Here is a 14,319-nt window from a genome sequence, read left to right on the forward strand (position 1 = left end):
TAAAAAAAATAAAAAAAGCATCGAAATTCGCCTATATTTGAATGAATATGCTTACTTTAAGCAGTAGAATTAATTAACAGCATCCAGGTATAAAGTATGCACAAGCCTTAAATTGCCTGGATCTGCTATGCGAATACAAAATAAATAGTTATGAAATTAAGATCAGATTTAATTTTAAGAACCATAGGTTCAGATCATTTGATAGTTGACCCCAGCCAGGACATGGTAGACCTGTCAACCGTATATACACTCAACAGTTCGGCGGCCTGGCTTTGGGAAGAACTCAAAGGAAAAGATTTTGATACGGACACCATCGTAGACTTACTCCTTGAAAATTATGAGGTCAGTAAAGATCAGGCTGCATCTGATGCAGCAGTGTTACTCCAGGATTTTCAAAAACAGGGATTGCTCGAAGAATAGCAAATGATCAGCAGCAGCCTGAAACAGCACCTGCACTGGGCATGGTCCATCAGCAAAGGGTATCGAAGCCGCTTGTCGCTTTATTTTATATTGGAGCTGATCTGCATCATCCTCTCCTTGCTCTTTGTGTACTTATCCAAAAAAGCGGTCGATACGGCAACAGCGCCGGGTCAGCTTCCGCTAAAATGGCTGCTGATCGGCATCATAGGCACTATTGCCCTTAACGTTGTCATCAAAGGTTATTCCGGGCGACTGATGGAGCGAATCAAACTGATGCTGACGCTCGAACTGCAGCGCCACATGCTCGACGCACAAATGCTGTCCGTCTGGAAGCTGATCAAAAACTGGCATACGGGCGATATACAGATCCGTATTCAGACGGACTGCGAGGAAGTGGCCAATACCATCGCCAATACCCTACTGTCTTTTGTATTAACTGCAATCCAGTTACTGGCCTCGGTCGGATTTCTATGGTATATGGATCCGATGCTGGCCCTGATGATCCTCGCCATATCACCGCTCTTTGTCTTTTCGAAGCTTTATTTCCGCAAAATGCGCAAGCTCAGCCAGGAAGTCAAAGCGGAGGAAAGTAACTTCGCGAACGTGCTGCAGGAAAATCTACGCTTTCGGCTGCTCATCCGGGCGATGAGCGCTTTTCCGAAAAGAAGGGCAAAATTAACCGAGAGCCAACAGCAACTTTTCGCGCTAAAAATGCGCCAGATCAACTTCTCCACGTACACACAGGGTGCCATGAAGGTGGCCATGAACGCCGGGTACCTCGTGGCTTTTTGTTGGGGAATCTACCGCTTGCAATCGGGACTGATTTCTTTTGGTACCATGACGGCCTTCTTGCAGCTGGTGGCCCGCATACAGTCGCCCATACTAGCTTTGATCGCTTATATCCCGGGCTTCGTCCGGTTCCGCGTCTCCGCAGATCGCCTACTGGAACTGCAGGCAGGTGAAATGGAACCGCAAGTGCCACAGCAACGTCTGCAGCATACGCAGGAGCTCCGCATCAACAATCTGTCGTTCCGCTATGAAGATAAATGGGTGCTGCAAAATTTAAATCTTTCCCTGAAAGCAGGTGAACCTACCGCGATTATCGGGCCTAGTGGAAAGGGAAAAACAACCTTGATCCGGTTGCTGCTTGCCCTACTGAAAGCGGAAAAGGGGCAGATTACACTTCGGGATGGGGATGGCGAAAGGCCGCTGTCTGCCAGCCACCGCATCAATTTTGCGTATATCCCGCAGGGCAATTCGCTCTTTAGCGGCACAATTCGTGAAAATATAATGCTACACGCCAACGAAAATAGTTCCTTGGATATGCAGGAGGCGTTACGCATTGCAGGGGCTGAATTTGTCTTTGATCTCCCCGATGGTATAAACACCCACATCGGCGAGTCTGGTATCGGCCTATCGGAAGGACAGGCGCAACGCATTGCCATAGCGCGTGGCCTGATGCATGATGGCGATATTTGGCTCTTCGATGAGGTCACTTCGGCCTTAGACCGCACAACCGCTGATGCACTGATACAGCGCCTATTGGAGTATGGCAAAAATAAATTGTGCCTCTTTGTGACACACGACCTTCATTTGGCAGAGCGGTGCCAGCAGCGCATTTACCTGGATTAAAACAGCGCAGTCATTTGACTTTCTTCTGTTTGCCCGGAAGGATATCGATCTGATAGGTCTCTTCGGCATGCTGTATCAATACTTCAAGATCGTTAATTTTATTGGTCAAAATCTTCTGAAAATGCAGCATCTCTACATTTCGCTGCTTGGCACCCGCCAGTTCGGATTCGAGTTTTGTGATTTTTTCTTCGGTCGACTTACTGCTGATATCGGCTGCACAGCAATCCGTATCGAGCGTCAGGTCCAGCTCTTGCTCCGCCGGATGCTCTTTCATCGCGCGTTTCAGCCAGCTCACAATGGTACGCTTATCTTTAACGTGGCTTCGCTGCATGGCTTCCTGAACGGAAATCCGCCCCGTGAGCACTTCACGGGCAACTTGTAACATAAATGCTCTTCTATCTTTCATTAGCATGGTTTCTTTTACTGTCTAATGTGCTAAAAAGCCGCAACCGACCGGTAGGGTACGGTCGCGGTGCGCATATTTATCGGTGCTTTTTGCTGCCGGTAAAGCTATTTCGAATGGAACGAAGCAGTTTACCCCAGCCATTTTTTCGCTCATCCCGGCCATACCCATAGCCGTAACCGTAGCCATAACCGTAACCGGACTGCCCCAACTTGAGGCCATTCAGAATAATCGCCACATTGGAAAGTCGCTTCTCGGCATAGATTTTTTGGATCTCCGGCAACTGCCGCTTATCCATTTTACCTGCCCGGATAACAAATAAAGTCAGGTCAGAAACACGGTCTACCACTGTGGCATCGGCGACAATGCCGGTGGGTACGCCATCGATGATAATGTAATCATAGCGGCTACGCAAATCGGCAATCAACTGGTCCAGCCGCTTGCTCAGCAAGAGCTCTACTGGATTGGGTGCCTCCATGCCAATGGAGATATAATCTACGTTTTCACCATGCAAATTGTAATGGATAATGGCGTCCAGTTCGAGGTTGATGTCGGAAAGATAGTGGCTCAGCCCCTTGCCGTGTATAATGCCCATGCGGTCACTCAATGTTCCCTTACGCAGATCCATATCCACAACGATCACTTTTTTATTTAAAAAAGATAAGGTGCTGGATAGATTCAGCGACGTAAAGGTTTTCCCCACGCCCGGAATAAAGGAGGTCAGGGTAATGGTCTGCGGATGCTTACCCTCCCGCGACATAAAGCTCATATTGGTACGCAGGATGCGGAAAGCCTCCGTGAGGGGGTCTCTGCCCATACCGCTCACCAAAATGTTGTGCTGAGATAAACGCCGATTGTTCACCAATGGAATTTCGCCCAACAGCGGTACATCAATGGCTTCCTCGATATCTTGCCGACGCCGAACACCGGTGTCGAGAATGGACAGGGTCATAATCACAATCGCGGGCAATATCAGGCCTATGCCCATCCCTAAGCCCAACTTGCGCATCTTGCTCGGGGCAACGGGATCGTACGTCACTATGGCTGGATCGATAACGCGGATGTTGTCTTCGGTCATGGCCTGGTTAATGGCATTCTCCTCGCGCTTGTTCAGCAAATACAGATAAAGTTCTTCTTTTACTTTTTGCTGCCGCTCTACAGAGAGCATCACCCGTTGCTTTTGCGGTACCTGCATCGCTTTGCCGCGTGCAGCTTGCTCTTCTTTCTTCATATTGCCGGCCTTGATCCTTAATCCGCCGATGGCGTTGTCCACTGCCCGCCCGATATTGCCGCGCATGGACTGCAAGGCCCGGTCCAGATCCTGAACCACCGGATTGGCATCACTGCTGCCTTCAATAAGGCGGTTGCGACGAAGCAAGGTCGTGTTGTAATCGTTGATTTGGGTTTCTACATTGGCATCTACCAGTCCGGTATTGTTTGGAATCAGTTCATTCTTTTTACTGCCGTCGGCCAGATAGCCGCGCATCATCTGCGCAAGGTTGATATCGGTCTCTACTTTGCTGCGCTCGGCCTGATACAATCGGCTGTCTTCAAAATAGGCTGTGCCCACCGTGGACGCATCCATACCCTGATTTTGTGTCCGCAGATTTTCAATATTTGATTCCACGGAACCCAGTTCCTGCTCAATGATGGCCAGCCGCTCCCGAATAAAATTAGCGGTGTTTACGCCAATCTGGTTTTTGTCCTGCAAGGCGACTTCATTGTACACATTGATCATCTCCCCAATAAGGGCGGTGGCACGCAGCGGATTGGTATCCTCGGCAACCACCTGCAGCAGGGAGGCATCTTCTTCCATCTGGGTAATGGTAATGGTCGAGATAAAATAATTGACCATACGCTCCAGCGCAAACTTCTCTACCTTGATCTCTTGCTCCGGAAGTGCTTTGCCGGGGGTTAGGGCCGACTGCACCGTAACCTGCCCAAGGGGGGTGTTAACCGGTTTGCCTAAGGTGGCTTTCACCTCCAACGTGGCTTCACCGTGGCTCCAATTGCTCAACAATACTGCCGTACCGCCAACTGGTGTGACCGTAAAGGAAAAGGAATCCTCAGGCTTTGTGTGGGGTACGCTCACCTTGATCGGGCTAGCCGTGTAAAGCTCGTTGCGTCGCAATCCTGCGGCAACCGAATAGCTCATCTCGGCCCCGATACGGGTAACCGTCTGCCGCATCAATTCTTTCGACTTGAGCTGCAGGATCTCACTGGCCACGCTAATGGAATTATAGGCTTCATTGGTGCGCGAGATGCGTGCCGTACGCGGGGTATTCATCGGTGTTTTGATGATAATCGTTTCGGCACTGCGGTAGATAAACGGTGATTTGGCATACTGATAATAGTAGTACGACCCAAAAACAAGAATGGAAAGTGCAAACCATTTCCAATGGTAGAGCAGATGTGCCAAAACATCCAGCACATTGATCGATTTGTCTTTCTGTAACTGATTATAGTGTGTTGTTTTCATCGTTGACTATTTAAGCAGGTTTATGGCGGTCAAGATCACGGTAACGATACCTGTAGCAATGGTGGTGAAGCGCCAGCTCCGATCTTCGCGCGGTGTATTCTCCGCAGCGATAGGCTCTACATACACGATATCATTTTGCTGCAGGTAGTAGGCCGGGGAATCAAAAATATCCTGCGACCCCACATTGGTCAGCATCTTTTTTCGGACGCCATTTTCTTCCCGAATCACCGTTACACGGTCTGAAGCAGCATTGCGGGTGAGCCCGCCAGCTTTGGAAATGGCTTCAAGCAAATTGATACGGGAGTCGGGCACATCGATAATGCCTACACGGTTGACTTCGCCCATGACGTTAACCTTAAGATTGAGCAGTTCGACTTTCACAATGGCATCTTTGATATAGCCACCGTCGGACAAGCGCTGGGACAGCAGATCGCGGACCTGCTCCAGCGTCAACCCTTCGAGGTGCAGGTTGCCCAGGATCGGAAAGGTAATATTGCCCTGCTGATCAATGAGGTAACTTGGACCGCCGCTACCGGCCGAGCCGCCACTCAAGCTATTTTCTTTCTCTACAACCGTGTAGCTACCGCCCATCACATTGAAAGGTGCGGCGAGCTCAGGATTTTTCGCACTCACGGAAATGCTAAGCCGATCGCTCTGCTGTAATTTTAACATCGGTACTTCCAGCGCCCGGTAGGCTATATTGGGTACCATGTCATTGACATAGACCACTTTCTTGGGTGACATGCACGAACTCAGTAGGCTAACACCAAGTAAAATCATTGCTAAAATTTGTCTTTTCATATCGTAATAATCGTTTGTTTTTATATGCATATGCCGTACGCGGCTTCTAAATTGGATTATGCGCCGAGTCGGTTTAAAAAATGAATAATCGGGAACCAGAAAGCTTCTTTCGGAACGTAGGGAAAATAGCGGACAATACGTCGCAGTATGGCTTCGGTACGTCCTTTACGCCCCAAAAAAGTACCGTCAATACGTTGTACATAAGCTTCATCATAAAAACCGAAGTTGCCGCTCTGCCACACTTCCTGAAGGATATCCATTCCGGAGCCGCCAGCAGGGCTGGTAAACGGAAGTTTGTCTTTTGCCAAGCCAAGCTCATTGACCAAAAACTGATGCACCGGAGCAATCCAGCGCAACAGGCCGATCCTGCGGTAAAGCTGCTCTAACCGCACGCCGTCCAGCAGGTGCCGGTAACGGTGATAAAGTGATGCCAGGTCGCAGAATTGACGAAGCCCAATGCCAAAAGCCAGGGAATGCTTGAGAATATGCGCCGTCACCTGTACAACTTGAACCTGTGGCGCCAACACGGCGACATCCTGCCCTGATATAGACAGGGTGGTATCCGGGAAATCCTTCCTGTACTGGTTCAACAATCGCTTGCAAAAAGGATTGTGGAGATCGAAAAGCCGGTCATGCAGATCCATTTCACTCGCTGTCCAACGATACACCTGCCCGCCAACATGGACGCGAGGGATGCGGTTTTTGATGAGATGGAGGCCCGCCAGGGTACACTGGCGCGTGGTTTCAAAATACCAGTCGATATCGCCACAGACGCGATGCTCGGGAAATCGGTAGCTCTCCGCGACGCCCTGCCCCTTCAACAGCAGTGGCCTGAGTTTACGCTTTTTGAAAAAGGCATACTGCTCGGCAATCTGGCTATTGGTACGGCGATGGCTCCGTTCGATCCGGTCAATCTGCACCGACCATTTGATCTGCAGCTGACGCGGCGGCAAATGGTCCTTGTCTAGGCACAAAAGTCCGTCGTAAACAATCCCTTGGACGGTCTGCTCGTTCGCCCGGCGATAGAGCCCGCTCCACTCCGCATCGGATAAGGGAAAGAATTGCTTTTCGTTATGTTGCTGCTTCTTGCCCCACAGTCCGCTGCGCAAGAGGAACAAGAAGGCCGCTTGAATTTTAGTATTTTTCATAAATCCTCCTACATTTTGCGATCATTTTCTCGCGTGTAAAATTTGCTAGATACCTCTTCCGTCCCCCCTCGGCATAGGTTTGATAACACCACGAATCGGTGCCGATCTGCTGAATGGCTGCAGCCAGCGCTGTTGCATTTTCGGGGGCAACGACGAGTCCCGATACCTGATCTTGGTTGACCCAGCTGACACCGGAGCCCGGTATTGCGGTCGACACAATGGGTTTGCCGCAAGACATGGCCTCGATCTGCACAATGGCAAAAGCCTCGGTTTTCCAGATGGAACTCAGGCAAAAGATATCGGCAGCGCCAAAATAGGTCGGAATGTCATCATCAGACACAAAGCCAACCATACTGACACGGTCCTGCAGGTTGAGGTCCGCGATAAGCTGATGAAGCTGCTCCTCCAACGGCCCCTTACCACCAATGATCAAGTGAAAACGCGCATCCAGCTGCTGCATCGCCTGGATGAGGTAAGCATAGCCTTTGTACTCCACCAGCCGACCCAGGGAAAAGATAATGGTCTTGCCCGGATAGCGGCTTTTGAGTGCTGCAACGGCTGCCCCGTCGTAGCCTATCGGGTTGACACCGATGGGAATAAAGTCGATTTTGGCCTTTACCTGTTGTAAAAAGGGCGACTGCTCGACATAAACGGGGGTGGTACCCACAATCTGTTCGGCACGGTTGATCAGCCAGCTTTGTAAGGGCTTATACAGTTTGAGCAGGTTCTTTTGTTTTAAAATATCCGAATGCCAATGCAACACAACCCGCCCCCGATAGCCCGACAGGTAAAGCGCCAGACTGGCCATCGGATCGGGATGGTGAATGTGAATGATATCATATTGCCCAGCAATATTCCTGAGTTTGGCGATCATTGCCGGAGCCAACATGGTGCCTGCAATTTTAACGGAGGTATGCACAACAAATAACCGCGCATAGGGATTTACCTGTATTTCGGCGGCAGGATGATCTTCGGTCGATGCGCAAAGCATATCACAGCATACGCCGCCCTCGGATAAACCGAGCATCAGGTCGTACATCACTTTCTCTACACCGCCGCGTATGGGATAAAATTTTCCAAGTTGTAATATTCTCATCAATTTTTTTGCGTTTAACAGTTTATGAATAGCTATTATTTTAAAAGCGTATGAAAGAGATCCGTCCAGTTTAGCGCAAAGGGTTGGTCCAATGGTTCCTTAGCCACAGCCTTCAAAAAAGACCGGTCGCCGCGCATCAGTGCACCCATTTGTGTTGCTAAAGCCTTCGGATCGTCGGGATCAAAGAATGACACGCATTTACTCCCTGCCGCCGTGTCGTGTGCATAGGGTAAATCGGCTAAAAGCATCGGCTTGTCATAAGCGGAAAACTCGGTAATGGGCAGTCCCCAGGACTCGGCCTTTGATGGAAAAATCAGACAGTCGCTGCCGGCATAGTAATCTTCGAGCTGCGTGCGGCTCACAAAGCCCATAAAATGCAGGGATTGCAGATGTCCCCACCTGCGGTGCAGCCACTGGGCGTATGCATTTTCATCGCCCTTCACCGTAAGATGAACTTTAAAGGGCACCGTGTCCTGCTGCTCAAGCAGTGCTGCTGCCCGGCAGATCACCTCAAAATTTTTGTGACTATTGGGCGACCCGGCAAATACAAAGGTGAAACCGCCCGGCGCTTCCTCTTTTTGGGAAACCGCAACCTGCTTGTTCGCCATCTCGGGTGGGGCAACAATAATGTGAGCCGTAGGCACTGCAAACAGCCGATGAAAGGCTTTGCGCAACCAATGCTGCTGCACCACCAGATAATTATTGCGCCGAATATTGGGCTTGTAGATATACGTACTGAAGAGCGCAAGCAACGCGATCTTGGGTGCAAAAAATAGATCGTGCGCCTTCCAGCGATAAAAAGGAAATGCATTATGGCAGTATACGGCCCGGCGCTCGGCAATCACCGACGGACTGGTATCGTGCAGCGAAAACCAAAGGTAAACGGGACCGATCTCTTTTGATATCGAGCGCATGGACACATATTCATAATAGAGGCGGTTGACCCAGCGTTTTTTGGGCCACTGCGTTTCGATATATTCGATATGCGGGAAATCGGCCAGTGAACGCTTGTATACAAGTGCAATAACACGGTAGTCGCCCGACTGAGCCAGCACAGAAAGGCAAGCCAAACATTGCTTGAGGATGGCCAATGGGCCTGCCTCCACCAGATTGACGGCAGAAATAACGATCGTTTTGCTCATCGCCTATCTCCTTTCACTAAGCGCTCAAACAATAAGAGCCATTGGCGCATAATACGTTCCGCATCGAAATTTTCGGCCATTTCCCATGCTGCCTGGCCCATCTGCTGCCGGAGCGCACCTTTTTCCATCAGCCGGCAGGCCTTATTGGCAAAATCTGCACGATCGCCTTCGGCAATTAAATAGCCATTCTTGCCGGGTTTAATGATATCTCGGGGCCCACATTTGCAGGCGTAGGCGACCATGGGCAGACCGCAGGCCTGAGCCTCCAGCAGTGTCATGGGCAACCCCTCGTAGCGCGAACTCATCAAGACTAATGAGCTGTGCATATACGCGTCCATAATGTGCTTGACCGGCGCGTGGAGTGCAATCTGCCCGTCCAATCCCAAAGCATGGATCTGGGCCAACATATCGGCTTTCAAGGGACCCTGCCCATAGATATCGAGCTTCCAGTCGGAACAGCGCGCTTGAATATCCTTCCAGATCGCGATCAGCTGGTCAAATCCTTTCTGATAATCAAACCGACCCACAGCAATAGCGCGTTTCTCGGTAAGCGCTGCCCGCCGGGGTAACGAAAAGGTATTGGCGTTGGGGATAACGACACTATTTTTCAATCCCTTCCAATAGGTCAGGTCTTCATGGGTGAGCACCACAAAACGATCGTATTTTTTGGCCAAGGCCAGATCATGGCCACTGCGCCAGGTATTGACTAATTTCCAGAGTCCTTTGCGATCGTATTGCAGCCGTTTAAATCTTGAAAAGTGAATTTCAAGGACTTTCTTGCTCCCATCGGTGATGTCGTGCAGAAAACTGACATCGTGATCAAACATGGAAATGACAATATCGGCCTTCACGGGCATAAGAAGTGCTTCAAGCCGCTCCCGATGGATACGCTGCCGACGCTTATAGGAAAGTATTTTACGAAAAATGCCCAGTCCCGCATCGTCGGTATAATTGATCGCAAGGTCTACCTGACAGATCAAAGGATCGAGTTCAAAATGAGGTGCACGTGCTTTTTGGTCTGTCGTTACAACAGTCAGTTCATGCCCCATCCGTGCCAGGTAGTTGGCCTTATTGGCCAATACGCGTTCCATGCCGCCAGCATTATATGTTCCCAAGATGCAATAGACTATTTTCATTTTCGACAGTAGATTTGGAAGTAAACAAAGCGCCCTGCACGCCTTCGACGCAATAAAACAGGGCATAAATCAGAAATATATCGGTAGAGACTTTAAACCAGATGACAAACGAGAAGGCAAATAAAGACAGAAACAACAGCTTATATTGGCGGTACCTCGACAGGAATGACAATCCATGAAAAATAAAAAAACCGGCAAAGACACTAAATCCAATTAGGCCACAATAGAGTATAAAGCGGCAATAGCCAATGTCGGTGTTAAAGATCCACCCGTCAAAAAGACCGGTACCGATGAGCCAGGTGCGGGTATCTGTGGGCCATACCCACATGTTCATGCTCAGTTTGTCGGTCGAATCGGTTCGAAACTCCCCCGTCTCGTAATAATTGAAGAAGCCTTCGAAAGCAAAGCGCATATATCCCCGGAAAAGCTCATTGTGCGCATAGAAGTACATGGAGATCAGAATAGCCACCAGCAGCAGAATAGTAAGAACGGTAAAAAAACGGACAAACTCTATCCGGATAATACGGTGGAATAGCCCCGTGGAAAAAAACATCGCCAGCAGCCCCATCACCCCGCCAATGGACGTGGTCCGCGCCATAATATTGCCCAGAATAAAGATGGCAAAGAAAACAATCAATAAAAGGGCCGTCAGCAATAGGGGCTTTTTCTGAAACAGGTCTCGTGTAAACAGCGCGGAAAGCATGATCAAAACGATCGAGAACCGCACCCCGGCATTATCGAGGGAAGCACCGATGCCATACAGGCGGTCTACCTCCTGCGCGAAAGCCTGCCCCTGCTCGATATAGCGATCGACCAGCGACTGCACCCCCGGCGAGCTATCGATCCATAAGGCCAGTATACACTGCGCCAGACAAACAGCCGCGAGATAATACGTGAGGATATGAAAATTGATATAGCCATGCACCTGACGGATGGCCATAACGACGGTATAACCCGCAAGAAGCCATATCGCAAAACTGAGGTAGTAGGTAGCATAGGCAAAGTCATCGGTGCGGTTGACATCGGTAGCAATGTAACAGACCAGCGAAAAAACGAGAGCTAAGCCAGTCGCCGAAAACAGTGGCCGGCTAATTTCGACCCGTTGGGCGCGAAACAGTTGCACAAACAGCAAGGGTGCACCAATACCGGCCAAAATAATTTTGGTATTGACACTGGGCGGTAGAAATGTAAAACCGAACGAGAAGAAATAGCCGCTGACCAACAGGCCAACAAAAAAAATCAGTAATCCTTTTATCATAGCGCTATTTATAGATGATACCATAGAAAACCCGTAGCAACAGCAGATGATACATCCGTACTGCCCAATATTGCCGTTTGGAGGCAAACCATTGTAAGAGGCGTGTATGCAGCGACGCCGAGCGGTTTTGCAGGATATAGCGGTCGGAACTGCTAAACCAGTTGGTCCAGCGGATATAATCTGATTTTTGCCCCGTCACCAGCAAAGGCAATTTGATCGTCAATTTGAGAAAGTCGATTCCAGGCCCGATAGCCGATGCATACTGACTTGCCCCAAGGTAGCGCTCAATCTCGCCGATATTGGTTTCCACTTCGCGCATATGCTGTGTGGAGAACGTTTTGCTGATCGAGCCGGTATTATCCTGCCGGTAATGATACAATACGCGGTCCAGCAAACAGATGTGCGCGGCATGGACAAATAATTTTAGCGTAACCAAGAGGTCTTCGCCCATATTGGCTCCGGGTATAAAGCGGATGGAATACGCCTCATAAAGCGATCGACGCACCATAAATAACCACAGATTCCAGCGCATACGCCCCGCCAGCATGGCCTGTATGGCTTCCAAAGGAGTTGCACATGTGGGCTGCTGCATGGTACGCTCGCTGTTTTGAAAAGCAAGGCACCACTGAAAGTATACAATGTCCGCTCCAGTACGCAAGGCTTCTTGCACACAACTTTCTACCGCATCGGTCTCCAGGCTGTCATCGGCATCGACATATAGAATAAACTCGCCCGAAGCATGATCCAACCCCGTATTACGGGCTGCAGACACGCCTTTGTTTTGCGGATGGGAAATAATTTTGGCTGTAAACCCCTCTCGACCGTCCACAGCATGGGCAAAAACCTTGAGCATCGCCAAACTGAGGTCGCTACTGGCATCGTCTACACAGATAAATTCGATATGCCCGTAGGTCTGCCGGCGTAAAGACAGTAACGTGCGTTCGAGGGTGTCCTGTGCGTTATAGACGGGTGTGATAATGCTGACTAAGGGTAAAATTTTCATCATATGCGTGTTGGATACATTAGGGTGTAAAAATTCGGCTAACAATCTCTTGCTCATACCGTTGATCTGCCCGGTCATGCTGCGTGTTTCCATCCTTGACCTCATTGACATATTTGCCGGGGATAGCTACTTTTTTGGAAGCACGCTGCAGGAACCATTCGTATTCGATATCCACATGCCCAATATCCAGCGCGCGTAACCCCAAGTGCGAAAGATCATAAGCAAGCACCGTAGCCGTGGGGCCAAGTGCCAGCAGCACCAGGTCATAGGCTCTGCCTACGCGCTCCGTTTCCAGTAGCAAGGCATCGTAACAGCTAAAGGCTTGCTGCGACAGGGTAATAATACGGCCGATAGCCGATGCCCCTGAAAACAGGTCGTTGCCCACGCCCAGGCGGCTCATCTCACCTTCGACAATTAAAATGCGCTTGTCTTGCCAGAGTTGCTTAAGCTTCGAAAAGAAGCTACCGCAATGCGATTTATCCTGCCAATCCATATAAGGCCGTGTCACACAAGCATCGTAATAGGGCCTCGAGTAATTGAAGTAAGGGATATATTTTCGGTAATGAAACACCACAAACTGCCGCCAGAAAAAACTTCCCTGCGCATTGAGATGTTGTACCGAACGCAGGCCATAAGGGATGCAGATCATGCATACCGCACTGTTGCTGCTCAGAATAGCACGGAGACGCTGCGAGAGCTCGTCGTCCATATCCTGAAAACCCAGGTGCTCGGTCTGATTGATCATATGAAATTCGCCATCGCCAAATCGGGCCATCGAAAGGTTGGACTGGAGCAGCTTATCCAAAGTCTCCATAGGGGTGTGAATCTTTGGAAAAGGCAATAGCAACCTGAACAGGCGATACCGAATGGTCAAATAGCAACGTCTTATTATATTCATTGTACTACAGTTGAATTTGAAGTCTGTTTACCACATACCCGTTCGACCATCCGATCCACGAGCGCCATGTTCTTTCCGCTAAACTTGCGGGCAAATAGCAGATCGGAAGCAATCAGGCGATCAAAGTCGGCGTCGGTCCATTCAATCAGTTCGCCCTTATGCCAGCCGATCATCCGTTGGCAATCGTGATATTCGCTGTTGGTATGGTGCCGCTTCAACCGAAAACGGGAGTTCCAGCAAAGGGTCTGGATAAAGATTTCGTCGCTACAGAAGGTATGTTGATACATCTTGAGCACTGCACTTTTGTGGGTCAGGAGATAACGGACAAATGCATCGGTCACGCTGACCCATTGGGTACCTTTTTTGAAGATCACATCTTGGTTGCGGTATAGGCCAAACAGTCCCTGCAAGCGCAAACTGAAGGCACGCGCAGCCCGGTACCAGTAGGCAGAAAGACCCTTGCCGGCTCTAAATCGGTTTGGATAAAAATGGATCCGCCGTACTTTTCGGTCGATCTCCTTGTCGCAGTTACCCTTTTGGAAACCGATGAACTCCTGCCCCTGATGTGCCGCAAAAAAAGCATGAATCTCATCCTGACTTTTGAGCGGAAGATCTACGCCCGACAATACATGGTAGTAAGCATACTGCTGCTGTGCAGCCGCGGTTTCAAAAAGCCGATATTCTGCTGCCACCACAGAAACATCGCCCCAATGCACATCAACACGTGCGTGCAATACACAAAGCCGTGCATGTTGCGTGCTGAGCTCGGGCAATTGCGCTACCTTTTGATCAAAATGGATGTAGATATCGTTGCGCTTATCGTCTAAGCAGTGCACCAATTTTTGGAGGACATCAAACTCGTTATGCGCCAAAATAAGGTAAGCGTGTTTTAAGCTGTCCATA

The 14,319-nt window shown here is 49.7% G+C and carries 13 protein-coding genes; 2 read left to right on the forward strand and 11 right to left on the reverse strand.

Annotated elements, in window-relative coordinates; genetic code table 11:
* Positions 1-150 precede the first annotated feature (150 nt).
* A complete protein-coding gene (locus tag J2X77_RS03375; protein WP_310079058.1) occupies positions 151-420 on the forward strand; it encodes a PqqD family protein in 270 nt (89 codons plus the stop codon).
* 3 nt (positions 421-423) lie between these two features.
* Positions 424-2,052: an ABC transporter ATP-binding protein gene (locus J2X77_RS03380; RefSeq protein ID WP_310079060.1), complete on the forward strand. Its 1,629-nt coding sequence runs from the start codon at positions 424-426 to the stop codon at positions 2,050-2,052.
* Positions 2,053-2,062: 10 nt separating this feature from the next.
* Here J2X77_RS03380 and J2X77_RS03385 read toward each other — a convergent pair whose 3' ends face one another.
* The 11 genes from J2X77_RS03385 to J2X77_RS03435 all read right to left on the reverse strand — a co-directional run bounded on the left by J2X77_RS03385 (position 2,063) and on the right by J2X77_RS03435 (position 14,318).
* Positions 2,063-2,458 (reverse strand): hypothetical protein, encoded by a 396-nt coding sequence (locus tag J2X77_RS03385; RefSeq protein ID WP_310079062.1) that lies wholly within the window; start codon positions 2,456-2,458, stop codon positions 2,063-2,065.
* A gap of 76 nt (positions 2,459-2,534) precedes the next feature.
* The gene (locus tag J2X77_RS03390; protein WP_310079065.1) at positions 2,535-4,934 is read right to left on the reverse strand and encodes a polysaccharide biosynthesis tyrosine autokinase; all 2,400 of its coding nucleotides are present in this window, start codon (positions 4,932-4,934) and stop codon (positions 2,535-2,537) included.
* A 6-nt stretch (positions 4,935-4,940) separates the two neighbouring features.
* Positions 4,941-5,735: a polysaccharide biosynthesis/export family protein gene (locus tag J2X77_RS03395; RefSeq protein WP_310079067.1), complete on the reverse strand. Its 795-nt coding sequence runs from the start codon at positions 5,733-5,735 to the stop codon at positions 4,941-4,943.
* A 56-nt stretch (positions 5,736-5,791) separates the two neighbouring features.
* Positions 5,792-6,883 (reverse strand): nucleotidyltransferase family protein, encoded by a 1,092-nt coding sequence (locus tag J2X77_RS03400; protein ID WP_310079069.1) that lies wholly within the window; start codon positions 6,881-6,883, stop codon positions 5,792-5,794.
* Entirely contained in the window at positions 6,870-7,979 is a 1,110-nt protein-coding gene (locus J2X77_RS03405; RefSeq protein WP_310079071.1) for a glycosyltransferase, read from the reverse strand. Before J2X77_RS03405 ends, J2X77_RS03400 begins: the two co-directional genes overlap by 14 nt.
* 35 nt (positions 7,980-8,014) lie before the next feature.
* Positions 8,015-9,121 carry a glycosyltransferase family 1 protein gene (locus tag J2X77_RS03410; RefSeq protein WP_310079073.1) on the reverse strand — a complete coding sequence of 369 codons (1,107 nt, stop codon included), beginning with the start codon at positions 9,119-9,121 and terminating at the stop codon, positions 8,015-8,017.
* The gene (locus tag J2X77_RS03415; RefSeq protein WP_310079075.1) at positions 9,118-10,257 is read right to left on the reverse strand and encodes a glycosyltransferase family 4 protein; all 1,140 of its coding nucleotides are present in this window, start codon (positions 10,255-10,257) and stop codon (positions 9,118-9,120) included. The genes J2X77_RS03410 and J2X77_RS03415 overlap by 4 nt, the downstream gene beginning before the upstream one ends.
* Positions 10,223-11,515 (reverse strand): hypothetical protein, encoded by a 1,293-nt coding sequence (locus J2X77_RS03420; protein ID WP_310079077.1) that lies wholly within the window; start codon positions 11,513-11,515, stop codon positions 10,223-10,225. The genes J2X77_RS03415 and J2X77_RS03420 overlap by 35 nt, the downstream gene beginning before the upstream one ends.
* A 4-nt stretch (positions 11,516-11,519) precedes the next feature.
* Positions 11,520-12,575 (reverse strand): glycosyltransferase family 2 protein, encoded by a 1,056-nt coding sequence (locus tag J2X77_RS03425; RefSeq protein ID WP_310079079.1) that lies wholly within the window; start codon positions 12,573-12,575, stop codon positions 11,520-11,522.
* Positions 12,538-13,416, reverse strand: coding sequence for an SP_1767 family glycosyltransferase (locus J2X77_RS03430; RefSeq protein WP_310079081.1), 879 nt, complete (start codon positions 13,414-13,416; stop codon positions 12,538-12,540). Before J2X77_RS03430 ends, J2X77_RS03425 begins: the two co-directional genes overlap by 38 nt.
* The gene (locus J2X77_RS03435) at positions 13,413-14,318 is read right to left on the reverse strand and encodes a beta-1,6-N-acetylglucosaminyltransferase (protein WP_310079084.1); all 906 of its coding nucleotides are present in this window, start codon (positions 14,316-14,318) and stop codon (positions 13,413-13,415) included. Before J2X77_RS03435 ends, J2X77_RS03430 begins: the two co-directional genes overlap by 4 nt.
* Between the last annotated feature and the right edge of the window lies 1 nt (position 14,319).

This window comes from Sphingobacterium sp. 2149, assembly GCF_031455655.1.
Lineage (GTDB): Bacteria > Bacteroidota > Bacteroidia > Sphingobacteriales > Sphingobacteriaceae > Sphingobacterium.